This is a genomic window from Bacillus sp. EB V-12 (assembly GCF_056158125.1).
In genome coordinates this window covers 81,857-98,772 of record NZ_JBUXJL010000012.1, presented here as the reverse complement: position 1 = coordinate 98,772, position 16,916 = coordinate 81,857, and the positions used below count along the sequence as shown (strand labels likewise).

Genomic DNA, 16,916 nt, shown 5'->3' with positions numbered 1-16,916 from the left:
CAAAAGAAGAAGTGAAAGAACCGGTAAAAGAAGTTGAAGAAGCAAAAGAAGAAGTAAAAGAACCGGTAAAAGAAGTTGAAGAAACAAAAGAAGAAGTAAAAGAGCCGGTAAAAGAAGTTGAAGAAGCGAAAGAACCAAAGAAAGAAGTAAAAGAATCAGCAACAGGATTGGATCAAGAGCCAAAAGGGAATAATCAAGTTGTTGAAAATGAGGGAAGAAAAGCAGACACTTTAAATAAACAACATACTAATAAGCCAGAGGAAGGCAAGAAATTTTTACCATCAACAGGCGGTGAAGCTAGCACATCGACTTTACTTTCTGGGTTAACACTTGTTCTTTCCGCACTAAGTATGTTCGTATTTAGAAAGAGATTATTTAAGAAATAAATAACGTTTAATCTTATTATTATATATAATTAATTTTAGCTTTTTTGAGAAGACATTATCATGGCGGTTTTATTAGAAACATGCATATGATGGTGTCTTTTGTATAAGAGATAGAATAAAACCCCATTCGTATGAAAATTATATTTCATACGAATGGGGTTTATTTAATTTACTTTCCCGCCTTTATTAATAAGGAATTCAGGATTAATTTATTGGCCGAATACTTTATTTAAAAGAGGTGCTAATCGTTACATAACCTTTTTTATTTTTTTCGGAATTTCTTTCGTTTGCGAATTAACATCTTCTTTTTTTAGCTCTTTAAAAAGAGAAGTGACCATAAGAACGACTACAATAGAAAATGGTAGCGCAGCAATTATAGCTGCGATTTGTAGTGCATTTAATCCTCCAGCTTGTAATAAAATAGCGGCAATTATCGCGATTGTTAATCCCCATATAAGTTTTAAGCTATTTTTCGGTGATAAGCTTCCATTACTCGTTTGCATGGAAACAACAAATGTTGCTGAGTCGGCAGAAGTAACGAAAAATGTGGCTACTAAAATTAACCCGATAATTGTTAAAAATGTAGAGAATGGTAGGTGTGAAATAACAGCAAATAATCCAATCTCTGTACCATTTTTTGCGATTTCATCAGCTATTCCAAGGGATTGGAACATTTCCATATGGATAGCAGTACCGCCAAATACTGCAAACCAAAATGTACAGATAAGAGTTGGGACTAATACAACTCCAAAAATAAATTCTTTTATTGTGCGTCCTTTAGAAATACGTGCGATAAATGTGCCGACGAATGGAGACCAAGAGATCCACCATCCCCAATAGAAAATAGTCCAGTTTTCAATCCAAGAAGAAGATTTTTCACTAAATGCTCCTAAATTTAATCCCATACTAGGTAAAGCGCCGATATAAGAACCGAGTGTAGATGTGAAATATTTCATAATAAATACAGTTGGTCCTAAAAGTAAGAAAGAGATGAGTAAAATACCTGCAAGAGAGAAATTTAAGTTACTCAAATATTTAATCCCACGATCTAAGCCAGTTTGTGCACTCGTTAAATATAAAACGGCGAAGATGGCGATAAGTACGAGCTGTGTAAGTAAAGTGTTATGAATAGAAGGGAATAAATAGCTTAATCCTCCAGCAATTTGTTGAGCACCAATCCCAACAGATGGTACAATGCCAAATACTGTGGCTAAAACAGCTAAAATATCGACTGTTTTTCCGATACGAGAATTTTTCGATCGATTAAATAATGGAGTAACTGTAGCCCCGATAGTGCTACCTTTTTGTTTGCGGAATGTGAAATATGCAATTGTTAAAGCGACCATTGCGTATAGTGACCATGGAAAGAGACCCCAGTGGAAAAATGAATATTGCATAGCGAGTTTGGCACTTTCCTCTGTCCCCGCTTTTCCTGTTAATGGATCTGTAAAATGTGAAATCGGTTCAGCGATTCCATAAAAGAGGAGTCCAATTCCCATTCCTGCCCCAAACAACATGGATAGCCAAGATGGATAATTATATTTTGGCTTTTCTCCATCTTTACCAAGACGAATAGAACCGTACTTGGAAAATGCTAAATAAGCAGCCAAAATAATCATTGTAGTCATAAGTAGAGAGTAAAACCATCCAAATTTATTGAGGATAAATGAGTTTAAAGAAGATGTAACACTTTGTAAATCGTAGCCTTGTATCCAACTTGCTGGGGTAATTCCCCATATAATGAATAATGTTGTTAGCAAGAAGGAGATATAAAATACACTGTTTTCTTTTTTTATCATAGAATCCCACCCTTATTTAATAAAGTTAACAATTATAATAATCATAACAATTAAGTTTTTAATTGTCAAAAAATTCCCTTTTTATAATGTGAAAGGATGCAATTTGTTTTAGGGAGGTAAAGAGCAATGCGTTCACGATATGTACAAATTATAGGAAGAAATAATATGAAATATTGCATTTTATATTGTTACATCCAGATTTTATGTTAAATTCTTGAATGGAATATTAAAATAGGGGGCAAGGATATGAACAAGAAATCAAAGATCAATAAAGTGATGCTTAGCATTAGTACAATGGCTTTATCGTTAGGCGCACTTCAAACTCATGCAGCAGCGGAAGAAAAAGTACCGTATAACGTGTTAAAAACGAAACCGGTTGGAATTGAAAAGTCGGTAGATGAAGTTGGACATATTTCAAAAGTTGATGAAACTTTATCATTTCAAGAACGTTTAAAAGTAGGAGATTTTTCACAGCGACCAGCATCTATTACGAAGAAAACTGCAGTAAAGCAGGTTAAAGAAAGCTATTCAATGGCTGATTTAAACAAAATGAATGACCAAGAATTAGTTGAAACGTTAGGCAGTATTAAATGGCACCAAATTACAGACTTATTCCAGTTTAATGAAGATGCAAAGGCTTTTTATAAAGATAAAGGAAAAATGCAAGTCATTATAGATGAATTAGCTCATAGAGGTAGTACATTTACGAAAGATGATTCAAAAGGAATTCAAACGTTTACTGAAGTGCTGCGTTCAGCTTTTTATCTTGCATTTTATAATAGTGAATTAAGCGACTTAAATGAAAGAAGCTTCCAGGATAAATGTTTACCTGCTTTAAAAGCAATCGCAAAAAATCCAAACTTTAAGCTTGGTACAGTTGAACAAGATACAGTCGTATCTGCGTACGGTAAATTAATTAGTAATGCTTCAAGCGATGTTGAAACGGTTCAATATGCATCGAATATTTTAAAGCAATACAATGATAATTATACTACTTATGTAAATGATCGAATGAAGGGACAAGCAATATACGATATTATGCAAGGTATTGACTATGATATGCAGTCGTACTTAACTGAGGCTCGTAAAGAAGCGAATGAAACGATGTGGTATGGAAAAGTAGATGGGTTTATTAATGAAATAAATCGTATTGCTCTTCTAAATGAAGTAACGCCAGAAAATAAATGGCTCGTTAATAATGGCATTTATTTTGCTAGCCGTTTAGGGAAGTTTCATAGCAATCCAAATAAAGGATTAGAGGTTGTTACACAAGCAATGCATATGTACCCGCGCTTAAGTGAACCGTATTTTGTTGCGGTAGAACAAATTACAACAAATTATAATGGTAAAGATTATAGCGGGAATACAGTAGATTTAGAGAAAATACGTAAAGAAGGAAAAGAGCAATACCTACCAAAAACGTATACATTCGACGATGGATCAATTGTGTTCAAAACAGGAGATAAAGTATCAGAAGAAAAAATTAAGAGACTATATTGGGCTGCGAAGGAAGTAAAGGCACAGTATCACCGTGTAATTGGAAATGACAAAGCGTTAGAGCCAGGAAATGCGGATGATGTATTAACGATCGTAATTTATAATAGTCCAGATGAATATCAGTTAAATAGACAATTGTATGGATATGAAACAAACAACGGTGGAATTTATATTGAAGAGACAGGTACATTCTTTACATATGAGCGTACACCAGAGCAAAGTATTTATAGTTTAGAAGAGTTATTCCGTCATGAATTTACTCATTATCTGCAAGGGAGATATGAAGTTCCTGGTTTATTTGGAAGAGGAGATATGTATCAAAATGAAAGGCTAACTTGGTTCCAAGAAGGAAATGCAGAGTTTTTCGCAGGATCTACTCGTACGAATAACGTTGTACCAAGAAAGAGTATAATTAGCGGATTATCATCTGATCCTGCAAGCCGTTATACAGCAGAGCGTACACTATTTGCTAAATACGGTTCTTGGGATTTCTATAATTACTCGTTCGCATTGCAGTCTTACTTATATACGCATCAGTTTGAAACATTTGATAAAATTCAAGATTTGATTCGTGCGAATGACGTGAAAAATTATGATGCATATCGTGAAAATCTAAGTAAAGATCCTAAGTTAAATAAAGAGTATCAAGAGTATATGCAGCAGTTAATTGATAATCAAGATAAATATAATGTACCGGAAGTAGCAGATGATTATTTAGCTGAACATGCACCGAAATCGTTAACTGAAGTGAAAAAAGAAATTAGTGATACGTTGCCTATGAAAGATACAAAAATGACAAAACATAATTCTCAATTCTTTAATACATTTACATTAGAAGGTACGTATACAGGTAGTGTCACAAAAGGTGAATCAGAAGATTGGAAAGCAATGAGTAAAAGAGTAAATGAATCTTTAGAACAATTGGCGCAAAAAGAATGGAGTGGCTACAAAACTGTTACAGCATACTTCGTCAATTATCGTGTGAATAGCTCAAATGAATTTGAATATGATGTAGTCTTCCATGGAATCGCAAAAGATGATGGAGAAAATAAAGCTCCAACGGTTAATATAAATGGCCCTTATAGCGGTCTTGTAAAAGAGGGAATTCAATTTAAAAGTGATGGCTCAAACGATGAAGATGGAAAAATTGTTTCTTATTTATGGGAATTTGGAGATGGAAGCACAAGTGTAGAAGTGAATCCAGTACATGTATATGAAAGAGAAGGTTCTTATAAAGTATCGTTAAGAGTAAAAGATGATAAAGGCAAAGAGAGTAGAAGCGAAACAACTGTTACGATTAAAGATGGAAGTTTAACAGAATCAGAACCAAATAATCGTCCAGAGGAAGCAAATCGTATCGGGCTAAATAGTACGATAAAAGGTAATCTTATTGGCGGGGACCACACTGATGTTTATACATTTAATGTAGCATCAGCGAAAGATATCGACATTTCTGTTTTAAATGAGTATGGAATTGGGATGACATGGGTACTTCACCATGAATCAGATATGCAAAATTATGCAGCTTACGGTCAAGCCAATGGGAATCATATAGAAGCGAAATTTAATGCAAAACCAGGCAAGTATTACTTGTATGTATATAAATATGATAATGGCGATGGAACGTACTCATTATCAGTAAAGTGAAACTTTAATCATTCATCCCCCAATGATTATTAGCCCACACCAATCGGGGGAAAATAAGCGCTTTTCCAATGTATGTTTAACTTTACTTTTTGTGGAAAATAGTATATTATATAGATATATAATATACTATTTTCTAGGAGGAGCCTGTCACAATAGGTTTCTCCTGTTCTTTTTTAGGGGCCTGTTTTACAGGCTTTTCTTTAAAGAGTAAATAACTGAAAATTAAGAACTATAATCTTTGAAAGAGGTGGGGCATACACATAACAAAAAAGGAATTGTTTAAGAAAGGGGGATAAGAAATGGTCTTGTTTGGTTATCCACTTGAAACAATTTATTTATATGGATTTATTATTGCTACTATACTCACCGTTATTTATATCTTCTTTGGAGATATATTTGAATCGATATTTAGTTTTGGGGGCGGATCTGTATCCGTTGTTACTTTATTACTTAGTTTCTTCGCCATGTTATGTGGGCTTAGTTATATAGGAGAGTACTTATTTTCCTTTAATAGTATTACTATTTTCGGGGCTGCATTTGCTATATCTTTTATCGGTGTTTTCATCATGAAAATACTAATTTTAAAACCGATTGCAGAAGCAGAACAAAATACCGTACAACGTATGGATGAATTTATCGGTTGCAAAGGAGAAGTCATTACGACAATTCCTACAGAAGGATTTGGTGAAGTATTAATTTTATCCCAATTTGGAAGTAATGCAATCCCAGCTAAAACTGTTGGAAAAAAAGATATTTCGCAAGGAACAGAGGTTATTATCGAGGGAGTCCAAGATGGTGTTTTACTTGTACAAAACATCGCTTATTCTTTAAAAAAACCAAAATTATAAGGGGGAATTTACATGACGATTCCATTAATTATCGGTGGAGTTTTACTGGCAATTTTAATTCTACTCATTTTAGTGTTCATTACGAAGTATCGTACGGTTGGTCCAGATGAAGCGTTAATTGTTACAGGGAACTGGCTTGGTGGAGGAAAGAATGTTGTTACCACTGATGATGGAAAGAAGATTAAGATTATCCGCGGGGGCGGTACTTTCGTAGTTCCAATTATGCAAAGAGCAGAGCCTTTAAGCCTATTAAACTACAAATTAGAAGTTGGTACACGTGATACGTATACGAAGCAAGGTGTTCCAGTTACAGTAAATGGTGTTTCTATTATTAAAGTAGGTTCTACAATTGAAGAAGTATCTACTGCAGCTGAGCAATATTTAGGAAAAGAAACAGAAGAGTTAAAAGTAGAAGCAAAAGAGGTTTTAGAAGGTCACTTACGTGCAATCTTATCTTCTATGACAGTAGAGGATGCGTATAGTAATAGAGAGCAATTTGCTCAAAAGGTACATGAAGTAGCTTCTACAGATTTAAAGAAGATGGGACTTCGCATTGTTTCTTTCACAATTAAAGAAATAATGGATAAAAACGGATACTTAGATGCGCTTGGTCAGCCGCAAATTGCGACAGTTAAGCGTGATGCAACAATTGCAAATGCAGAGCGTGAAAAAGAAGCACGTATTGAAAAAGCACGTGCTGAAAAAGAGGCAAAAGAAGCAGAATATCAACGTGATGCACAAATCGCTGAAGCTGAAAAACATAAAGAATTAAAAGTACAGTCCTATAAGAGAGAACAAGAGCAAGCACGTGCAGATGCGGATCTTTCTTACGAATTACAACAAGCGAAAGCACAACAAGGTGTTACAGAAGAGCAAATGCGCGTTAAAATCATTGAGCGTGAAAAGCAAATCGAGTTAGAAGAAAAAGAGATTGCGCGTCGTGAAAAGCAATATGATGCAGAAGTTAAGAAAAAAGCAGATGCAGATCGCTATGCTGTTGAGCAATCAGCAGAAGCAGAAAAAGTAAAACAAATTAAAAAGGCAGATGCGGATCAATATAAGATTGAAGCTGAAGCGAGAGCTCGTGCGGAAGAAGTACGTGTGGAAGGTTTAGCGAAGGCGGAAATCGAAAAAGCGCAAGGTCAAGCGAAAGCGGAAGTACAAAAAGCGCAAGGTACAGCAGAAGCAGATGTTATTAGATTAAAAGGTTTAGCAGAAGCAGAAGCGAAACAAAAAATTGCTGAAGCATTTGAATTATATGGTCAAGCGGCAATTATGGATATGGTTCTTAAAATGCTTCCAAGTTATGCGAAGGAAGTTGCAAGTCCGCTTAGTAATATTGATAAAATCACAGTTGTCGATACAGGCGGCGGTGGTAAAAATAGCGGGGCCGGAAAAGTTGCGGGCTATGCCACTGATTTAATGGCAACGATGCAAGAAACGTTAAAGGCTTCTTCTGGAATTGACTTAAAAGAGCTATTAGAAGGATTTGCAGGAAAAGGAGCAGTGCAACAATTATCAAGTGATAAACCTGTTGTATCTGTAGTAGAAGATGAGAAAAAAGAAGTAGAAAAAGATAAAGAATAATAAGGTGGAAAGAACCTCTAGTAAGTGAAATACTAGAGGTTCTTCTGTGAATTATAATATTTCGAATAATATACATTTTTATACATTGTTTTAATTATTTAATTTATATAGAATGAAAAAGATATGTATCAATTCTTTATGATGTAGAAAAAGATAGAGAGTCTCATCGATACATTTAAATCGTATTATTTTTATAGAAAGATTAAATGTTAATTAATTACATTTAAAACGGTATGGAGGGGTAGAAGTATGTTTCAAGGGAAATTAAGGAGTAGTAGTTTAAAAACAAAGTTACTTGTATCATTTATTATTATTTTAGTTCTTCCAAGTATTGTAATTGGTTGGACGTCTTATCAACAGGCGAAGACGAATTTTAATGAAACGATTTTAAACTCGGCGAAAGATAATATAAAAATTTTGGATAATGTAATTAATAAAGAATTGGATAGTAAAAAAGTAGATGCAACTTATTTTACGAAATTATTCACACAATCAAGTTACCAAGCAGATCAAATTCAAAACATACAAAATAAACTAGAAGAATACAATAAACTGCATCCAGAAATGGAAGCAATCTATACAGGATCTAGTAATGGACAGTTCATTCAATCACCAGCTATTCAGATGCCAGATGGATATAATCCTACAGAAAGAGATTGGTATAAAGAGGCCGTGAAGAAAAGTGGAGAGGTAATTGTAACTGCTCCATATAAGTCAAAAACGACAGGGAATATTGTTATTACACTAGCAAAACAAAACGAGGATAAAAGTGGAGTTCTTGGGATTGACTTAATCATTAATAATATTGTTACTACTTCCAATATGGTTAATATTGGTAAGGAAGGATATGTAGCGATATTTGATCAAGATAAAAATGTAGTAGCGCACCCGAAAATGAAGCCAGGAGAGAAATTAGAAGAGAAACTTAGTAAAGAATTGTATAAACAGGAAGCTGGGGATTTTCATTATTCATTAGATGGTGAAGATCGCAATATCACTTTTAAAACGAATAAGAAAACTGGGTGGAAAATAGCAGGAATTATGCCTTCCAAAGAAATTATCGAAGCGGCTGAACCTATTTTCTATAAAACAGTAACTGTTCTTGGAATTTCACTAATAATCGGTGGGATTGTAATTTACTTCATAATTGCGTCTATTATTAAACCGTTAAAACAACTTGTCATATCATCGAAGAAGATTAGTGAAGGTGATTTAACAGAATCAATTACAGTTCATTCTAAAGATGAAATTGGACAGCTAGGAGAAAGTTTTAACGAGATGGCTGCATCGTTACAAAGTGTCATTTCCAATATAAACACTTCAGCAAGTCATGTAGCGGCATCTTCAGAAGAATTAACAGCTAGTATGAAGCAGACAAGCGAAGCGACGGAACAAATTACACAGGCGATAGAGCAAGTATCAAGTGGTGCAGAAATACAAACGAAAGAAGTTGAAGAAGGAGCAACATTGTTAGAAGAAGTTACAGAAGGAATTCAGCGTGTTGCAGATAGTTCTTCATTAGTATCTACAGCCTCTATGTATACGAAGAAAAAAGCTGAAAATGGTGGGAAGTTAGTTGAACAAACTGTGAATCAAATGCAATTAATTCATGAGTCTGTTTCACAGTCAGACAAAATCATTGGTTTGTTAGACGATAAGTCGAAACAAATTGGAGCAATCCTTGAAGTGATTCAACATATTGCAGAACAGACAAATTTATTAGCGTTAAATGCGGCAATTGAGGCTGCGAGAGCTGGAGAGCAAGGAAGAGGATTTGCAATTGTAGCAGATGAAGTGCGAAAGCTAGCAGAACAATCAGGACAGTCTTCTACGGAAATTGGGAAACTAGTGAAAGAGATTCAATTTGATATAAAAGAAACAGTAAGCTCTATGAATCAAGTTGGAGCAGAAGTACAATCAGGACTTGTAGTTGCAAATGAAACGAAGCAAAGCTTTGCTGAAATATTGAAATCTACGGATGATACAGTTGTACAAATTGATAACATGGTAGATGTAGCAAAACAAATGACGGTAGATGCAAAACAAGTAAGTGCATCTATTAATGAAATTGCAGCTACAATTGAAGAAAATGCAGCAAGCGTTCAAAATATTGCTGGTTCCTCTGAGGAACAATTAGCTTCAGTAGATGAAATAAATGCAGCAGCAGTCCATTTATCACAAATGGCAGAAGAATTACAAGAGATGATTAGTAAGTTTAAAGTGTAATAACGAATGTTAAGAAACGAGGTAGTAATTTTACTTCGTTTCTTTTTTATGAAGAGAAAAAGAAAGAAATATAGAGTAACCGTGTTATGATTAAGTATAATTAAAGAGACTGTATATTCTTTAAATTCTATCTTTAATCATGTTAGGGGAATGGTTTTGAAATTAAAAAAATTAAAACTCCAACCGAGAATTACATTAACTATTAGTACACTTATTTTAGTTGTACTTATGCTAACGAGTTATTTATTTTATTACATATTATCTGAAACGGTAGAAGAGCAAATTGGCAAAAGGGCTTTGCATGTTGCGAAAACAGTTGCTGCTATACCTGAAATAAAGGAAGCTTTTCAAAAAGAAAACCCAGCTTCTATTATGCAGCCGATTGCAGAAAGAATTCGAATGGATACAGAGGCTGACTTCATTGTAGTTGGAAATAAAGAGGGGATTCGATATGCACATCCTGAGCGAGATAAAATAGGAGAAGCGATGATTGGTGGAGATAACAAAGGCGTTTTATTAGAAGGAAAATCATATGTTTCGAAAGCAACTGGATCATTAGGCCCTTCATTACGCGGAAAAGTTCCAATCCGTAATCAGGAAAATGAAATCATTGGTGTGGTGTCTGTTGGATTTTCAATGGATGATATTCATGGAGCGGTAGAGGTGTATGGAAAGCGTGTATTTTGGATTACAATAATAGGGCTATTAATTGGAGTAATCGGCTCTATATATTTAGCGGCAAGTATAAAAAGAATGATGTTCGGGATGGAACCAGAAGAAATTTCATCTTTATATGAAGAGCATAGTACAGTGATTCAATCTGTACGTGAAGGGATTATTGTAATCGATAAAAATGGCATGATTAGTTTAGTCAATCAAGCAGCTTATGATATTCTTTCGCTAGATAAACAACAAAATATTATTGGGGAATTTATTTTAAATGTAATTCCTAATTCAACGATACTAGATGTACTTCAAACTGGTGAAGAACAGTTTGATCGCCAATTAAATATAAAAGGACAGGCTGTTATTGCGAACCGTCTACCTATTAAAGTAAAGAATAAAGTAACTGGCGTTGTATCGAGCTTACGTTTGAAATCTGAAATGGATCAGTTAACAGCAGAATTATCTCAGACGAAGCAATATACAGAGGCATTACGAGCGCAAGCGCACGAATATAACAATTTATTGTATACGCTTTCGGGTCTTATCCAATTAGAATCATATGAAGATGCTTTAGAGCTTATTCATAAGGAAACAGCGGTATATCAAGATTTTGTTCAATTTATTATGAAGCGGATTCAAAATCCATGGCTAGGTGGAATTTTAATTGGATTTTATAATAGAGCACGAGAGTTGAAGATTGATTTTATGCTAGATAGAGAAAGTGGTTTAGACAAATTAAGTCCACATATTGAGAGTAATTATGTCGTTTCTATTTTAGGAAATTTAATTATGAATGCATTTGAAGCAATTGAAAAAAATGAAGAGAATGATAAGAAAGTAAGGATGTTTGTAACTGATATTGGAGAAGAAATATTAATTGAAGTGGAAGATTCAGGACAAGGGATTCATGATGAAATAATTACTAGCATATTCTATAAAGGCTTTTCGACGAAAGAAGGAGGAGAGCGAGGATATGGATTAGCAAAAGTGAAAGAGTTAGTAGAAGATTTAAATGGAAGTATTGCAATTGAAAAAGGGGATTTAGGTGGTGCGTTATTTATTATTGCACTACCGAAAGAGAGAGGCGAATAGTAATGAGTGAGGAGATTGAAGTATTAATTGTAGAAGATGATATTCGGATTGCTGACATTCATCGTCGTTTTACTGAAAAAATTGAGGGATTTAAAGTAATTGGAACGGCAACGACTGGAGAACAAGCGAAAGAATGGCTAGAGCTTGTGAAGCCACAGCTTGTTTTATTAGATGTGTACTTACCTGATATGCAAGGAACGGAACTTGTCACATATATTAGGCATCATTTGCACGATACAGATATTATTATGATTACAGCGGCATCGGAAACAGATGTAGTGAGGCACGCCCTGCGGGGCGGAGTAACAGATTATATCGTAAAGCCACTAATGTTTGACCGATTTAAAGCAAGTCTGGAAGGCTATCAAAAAAAGATTATACAGTTAAAGAAAAATAATCAATTATCTACGGAGCAAATTGAATATTTATGGTCTCAAAGAGGGGTGAAGGGAGATCAAATAGAATATGCCCCGAAAGGGATAGATCCGTTAACTTTAGCGAAAATAAAAAAGCATATGTTAACAGTTAATGAAGAAGGGATTACAGCAGAGGTGCTAAGTTCAATGGTAGGCGTAAGCCGATCAACTGCAAGGCGTTATTTAGAGTATTTGATATCTGGGAAGAAAGTCCACGCAGAGCTAATATATGGAAGTGTTGGGAGACCGGAGAGACGTTATTTTCTTGTTTCTTCATAATAAAAAACAGTAGAGGATTTTATTCCTTCTACTGTTTTTTTTTGCATCTTATATTGGAATAATCCCAATTACAATTCCGGTAATTAACATAACCATTGTCGTTCCAACGGCCCATAATAAAGTGAAGCGTTGATGTTCACCGAAATCAACTTTTGCCATTCCGACCAATAAATAAGTGGAAGCGACAAGAGGACTTAATAAGTGAACGGGTTGCCCAAGTAAGGAAGCACGCCCCATTTCAGCTGCACTAATTCCGTAAGTAGCAGCAGCTTTCGTCAAAATAGGTAATACCCCGAAGTAAAATGCATCATTAGACATGAAAAATGTGAATGGCATACTGAGAAGTGCTGTAATAATTGGCAATTGTGGTCCAAGTGCATCTGGTATAAGAGTTACTACACTGTTAGCCATTGCATCTACCATTTTTGTTCCAGATAAAATACCAGTGAAAATACCGGCAGCAAATACGAGAGAAACAACTGCTAATACATTCCCAGCATGAGAAGCAATACGTTCTTTCTGTTGCTCTAAGTTTGGATAGTTAATCATAACAGCGATAGCAAAAGCGACTGTAAATAAAACAGGTAACGGCATAACTTCTAGTATGAGACAGACAAGTAATGTGGCGGTTAATAAAAAGTTAATCCATAGAAGTTTAGGGCGTTTATGCACTGCTGCTTCGACAGTTGCAGCTTGCTCATCCATTGTTTGCATTTGTTTTAAATACTGTACATCCATAATTCCTAAACGTTTTCTTTCTTTTTTTCCAAGATAGTAGGCAACGAAAACAACCCAAATTGCACCAGCAATCATTCCTGGAATAAGAGGTGTAAATAATTCGGAAGCCTCAAGTCCAAGTGCGCTCATAACACGAGCTGTCGGTCCACCCCAAGGTGTAAGATTTGTTACCCCTGCCCCTAACATAACAACTCCAGCTAATATGAGGGGGTTCATTCCAAGGCGCTTATATAGTGGATACATTGCGGAAACTGTAATCATGTATGTTGTTGTACCATCACCATCTAGAGAAACGATAATAGTCAATATAGCCGTTCCGACAACGATTTTTAAAGGATCTCCTTTTACAAATTTTAAAATCTTACTAATGACAGGATCGAATAAACCGCTATCAATCATAATCCCAAAATATAAAATAGCGAACATAAGCATAATACCAGTAGGTGCTAATTTTTGAATCCCCTCTAACATCATAGGCCCCATATTGGCATAGAATCCGCCAATTAATGCAAAAACACTCGGAATTAATATTAATGCTACTAGCGCTGACATACGTTTCGTCATAATTAAAAACATAAAGACAAATACCATCGCAAATCCAAGTAGTGCTAACATGTAATTTCCCCCTTAAAAGAATGATTGCGCTTTCAAAATAGAATAAAAATTCAGAAAAAGGTTTTTTATTTATAATAAAAGCATCTATTCAAATGGTAAATAATTTGAAAAATAACATCATTAGAAGCATAATTTTTATTTTGTTCATTTTGTTCACGGTAGTTAATTTGAATTTTTAAAAAGTAAGCTGCTTCTCGTAAGAATGGTAGAATAAGATGAAAATAGTGAAGTGTGAAATAGGGAGTAGATGTTATATGAAAACGAGAATTGAAGAGATTTATAGCTCTTATGAAGGAAAAGTAGAGGAGATTTTTATTAATGAATCTTCTTACGTATATGAATGGGAAAAATTACTGATGATCCGAAAAAATGACGGTGAGCTTAAAAAAATTGCAGTCGGGATTAGTGGGAATATAAGATTGGTAAATGTAGAAGTTGGACAGGAAATTAGTGCGGATACATTATTAGTTAAATTAGAAGATGATTTGTTAATTACAGGTTGCGAGTGATGAGAGATGTGTAGAAATAACTACACATCTTTTTTTGTTTTCTATATTACAAAAAGCACATTGTTTTTTCACAAATCTCACACAACCTTTTGGTATTCTTTTCGTGGAGTATACGGTTTCTAGGGAGGAATATTGATGAAAGTAAAATATGTCGTACTTGCTATATGTTTATGTTTCGTATTTACGGTAGTCGGGTGTGGGAAAAAGGAAACAGCAGCTGTTGCCATTGATGAGAAACATGATAAATGTGATATTTGCCAAATTGGGGTAACAGATAATCAATTTGCAACAGAAATTATTTTAGAAAATGGAAAAGCGTTAAAGTTTGATGATATCGGTTGTATGTATAAATGGATGGAGATCAACTCAGATGAAAAGACGAAAGAGAAATTTGTCCGAGATTATGATTCGAAAGATTGGATTTCGTTAGAAGACGCTACTTACGTATATGATAAAACAATAACGACACCGATGGCTTATAATGTCATCTCATTTAAAAATAAAAAAGATGCAGAGAGCTTTGTATCTAACTATAAGGGGAAAGTTCTTTCGTATAAAGAGCTAGCAGAGCATAAATGGGAAATGAATAAAGAGATGATGGGGAAACCGAAGGCAGGAAATCATGGTGGACATCATTAATAATAGAAAAAGACAACTATATAGTTGTCTTTTTCTATTATTACTCAGGTGCAAATATAGAAAAGGTGTAAAATTTTTAGAAGAACGGTTACAATGGAATATAGTAACCTAAAGCAATCATTTATCCCGCATTAACGGGCGGTAAGATCCCCACCTCAAAATTTAGTGAAAGCAAAGAAGTTAGGTGGAGTCGGGCTGCCCGTAAAAGCCCAACTGGTGTGGGCTAATAATTAGTGGTGGATGAACAAAACCCCCACTAATTAAAGTTTCACTTTATGTACTTTTTAGAAATGTATACAAATGCGGTAAAAACGTGCTAAACTAATTGCTTCATAATGTTAATGATGGGGCCATCAGGCGTATCATTTCAATAGGTTGAGAAACATAGTATAAGCTTAAGATAATCCGATTAAAGAAGGAATCTAAAGGGCTTATGGATAAATGTACTCAAGAAGAGTTATTGTATGTGATGGAGGAATGGTTAAGAAAACATTATCTTTCATAGGAGCTGTAGTTGTGAGAAAACAAAAAATTTTATTATGTATTTTATTAGGACTTTTAATGACGGTAGTGGCTTGCGATAAGCAAGAAGAACCAGAATCGAAACCGGTTCATGTGAAAAATGAGAAGAAAAAAGAGAAGCATAAAGAACAGGAAGAATCTAAAGAAGAGAAAAGTATAAATTTAATGGACAAACAGTTGTTACTTTCAGCTACTCTTGGAGACACAGAGACAGCTATGAAGTTGATTCAGGATGGAGCGAATATAAACGTAGAAGGTGACAACGGAGAAACGCCTGTCCTTGCAGCGACGTACCAAAATCATGTAGAGACAGTTAAAGCATTAATTGGTGCAGGTGCTAATATTGAAATTAAAGATGAGAAAAAAAGTAATCCACTTCTTTATGCAAGTAGAGAAGGATATACGGATATTGTAAAAGTATTAATTAATGCAGGAGTTAATACGAAAGAAACGACTAGGTCAGGTGGGACAGCACTTATTTCTGCATCTGAGCGTGGCCATGTAGAGGTTGTTAAAGAATTATTAGAGCATACAGATATTGATGTGAATTATAAAAATGAACGTGGTGGAACAGCGTTATTAGAAGCAATTGTATTAGGAAATGGTAGTGAAAACCATAAGAAAGTAATTCAATTACTTATTGATCACGGTGCAGATGTAAACATGGCTAACAAGGAACATCTGACACCACTGCAATACGCTGAAAAAAGAGGTTTTAAAGATATTGTAAATATGTTGAGGGTAGCTGGAGCGAATGAAGTAGTACAGCCACAACAACCAGTAGAGTAAAAAACGAAAAATAATCCCATTTAGATAGACAGAATGAAGAAATCAGTTAGTATGATGGATTCAGTAATGTGTATTTGAATGGGATTTTTATTTTGAACATGAAAAATAGATTATGAATGGATGGTAAATGGAGTAAATAAGGAGGCAACCTTATTTGGCAATTGTAAAAAATGAAAAAGTAGTTTCTGTTTGTTGCAGTGCCAGAAGTACGCCCGTAGCTGCTGAGGCAAGTGTGGAAACTTTAGCTGAGTTTCAAGGGAACGGATATGGTACTGATGTTGTTACAGCCTAGGCCATATCAATACAAGAGAAAAGGCGCATTCCACTTTATAGTACTGCTTGGGATAACTTTAGTTTGCAAGCAGTGGCAAGCAAACTAAAAATCATTAACTATGGAATGAATTTACATATTGATTGAATTTTAAGTATTGTTTCGTTCTATTTATTTATATTTTAATATCTAGATTAACGTAAATAATGATATGGTGAATATTAACATTCGATTAACACCTAATTAACAATCTATCAAAACTGACTTAATAAATGCGTAATATAGTAAAGGTAACAAAATAACTAGGGTAGAGAACATTTGAGAACACCCACTTACATATAATGTGCCACTTTCTTAGGTGTGCTCTATTCCCTAGAGTTCAAATAAGGA

At 34.6% G+C, this 16,916-nt stretch carries 12 protein-coding genes and 2 pseudogenes; 12 read left to right on the top strand and 2 right to left on the bottom strand.

From position 1 onward, the window contains the following. Nucleotides 1–386, top strand: a 386-nt coding sequence (locus ACZDYH_RS26140; RefSeq protein ID WP_016121806.1) for an LPXTG cell wall anchor domain-containing protein, incomplete at its 5' end; no start/stop codon positions are given. A gap of 248 nt (nucleotides 387–634) precedes the next feature. On the opposite strand, the gene opuD is transcribed toward ACZDYH_RS26140, so the two are convergent. Further along, nucleotides 635–2,185 (bottom strand): glycine betaine transporter OpuD, encoded by a 1,551-nt coding sequence (opuD, locus tag ACZDYH_RS26135; protein ID WP_000591573.1) that lies wholly within the window; start codon nucleotides 2,183–2,185, stop codon nucleotides 635–637. 246 nt (nucleotides 2,186–2,431) lie between these two features. On the opposite strand from opuD, the gene colA reads away from it, so the two are divergent. From colA to ACZDYH_RS26100, 7 genes and pseudogenes are all read left to right on the top strand, one after another. Next, a complete protein-coding gene (gene colA / locus ACZDYH_RS26130; RefSeq protein WP_061113507.1) occupies nucleotides 2,432–5,329 on the top strand; it encodes a collagenase ColA in 2,898 nt (965 codons plus the stop codon). A 299-nt stretch (nucleotides 5,330–5,628) separates the two neighbouring features. Next, nucleotides 5,629–6,177 carry an NfeD family protein gene (locus ACZDYH_RS26125; protein WP_000242445.1) on the top strand — a complete coding sequence of 183 codons (549 nt, stop codon included), beginning with the start codon at nucleotides 5,629–5,631 and terminating at the stop codon, nucleotides 6,175–6,177. Nucleotides 6,178–6,189: 12 nt separating this feature from the next. Continuing rightward, entirely contained in the window at nucleotides 6,190–7,764 is a 1,575-nt protein-coding gene (locus ACZDYH_RS26120; RefSeq protein ID WP_000155019.1) for a flotillin family protein, read from the top strand. A 249-nt stretch (nucleotides 7,765–8,013) separates the two neighbouring features. Next, nucleotides 8,014–9,048, top strand: a pseudogene (locus ACZDYH_RS26115) (HAMP domain-containing protein); the annotation flags it as partial. Next, complete coding sequence (locus ACZDYH_RS26110) at nucleotides 9,043–9,990, top strand: methyl-accepting chemotaxis protein (protein WP_370512796.1); 948 nt, start codon at nucleotides 9,043–9,045, stop codon at nucleotides 9,988–9,990. The pseudogene ACZDYH_RS26115 and the gene ACZDYH_RS26110, both read left to right, overlap by 6 nt. Before the next feature lie 150 nt (nucleotides 9,991–10,140). Beyond that, nucleotides 10,141–11,748 (top strand): ATP-binding protein, encoded by a 1,608-nt coding sequence (locus ACZDYH_RS26105; RefSeq protein WP_088362187.1) that lies wholly within the window; start codon nucleotides 10,141–10,143, stop codon nucleotides 11,746–11,748. A 2-nt stretch (nucleotides 11,749–11,750) separates the two neighbouring features. Continuing rightward, nucleotides 11,751–12,443: a response regulator gene (locus ACZDYH_RS26100; RefSeq protein WP_001287988.1), complete on the top strand. Its 693-nt coding sequence runs from the start codon at nucleotides 11,751–11,753 to the stop codon at nucleotides 12,441–12,443. A gap of 48 nt (nucleotides 12,444–12,491) precedes the next feature. On the opposite strand, the gene ACZDYH_RS26095 is transcribed toward ACZDYH_RS26100, so the two are convergent. Beyond that, a complete protein-coding gene (locus ACZDYH_RS26095; protein WP_000880474.1) occupies nucleotides 12,492–13,796 on the bottom strand; it encodes a CitMHS family transporter in 1,305 nt (434 codons plus the stop codon). A gap of 254 nt (nucleotides 13,797–14,050) precedes the next feature. Here ACZDYH_RS26095 and ACZDYH_RS26090 point away from each other — a divergent pair, with 254 nt between their 5' ends. The 4 genes and pseudogenes from ACZDYH_RS26090 to ACZDYH_RS26075 all read left to right on the top strand — a co-directional run. Further along, the gene (locus tag ACZDYH_RS26090; protein ID WP_000857376.1) at nucleotides 14,051–14,305 is read left to right on the top strand and encodes a hypothetical protein; all 255 of its coding nucleotides are present in this window, start codon (nucleotides 14,051–14,053) and stop codon (nucleotides 14,303–14,305) included. A 135-nt stretch (nucleotides 14,306–14,440) separates the two neighbouring features. Continuing rightward, complete coding sequence (locus ACZDYH_RS26085) at nucleotides 14,441–14,944, top strand: nitrous oxide reductase accessory protein NosL (protein ID WP_000865665.1); 504 nt, start codon at nucleotides 14,441–14,443, stop codon at nucleotides 14,942–14,944. Between the two features lie 441 nt (nucleotides 14,945–15,385). Beyond that, a complete protein-coding gene (locus ACZDYH_RS26080) occupies nucleotides 15,386–16,255 on the top strand; it encodes an ankyrin repeat domain-containing protein (RefSeq protein WP_000287336.1) in 870 nt (289 codons plus the stop codon). A gap of 142 nt (nucleotides 16,256–16,397) precedes the next feature. Then, nucleotides 16,398–16,673: pseudogene (locus ACZDYH_RS26075) on the top strand (GNAT family N-acetyltransferase); the annotation flags it as partial. Between the last annotated feature and the right edge of the window lie 243 nt (nucleotides 16,674–16,916).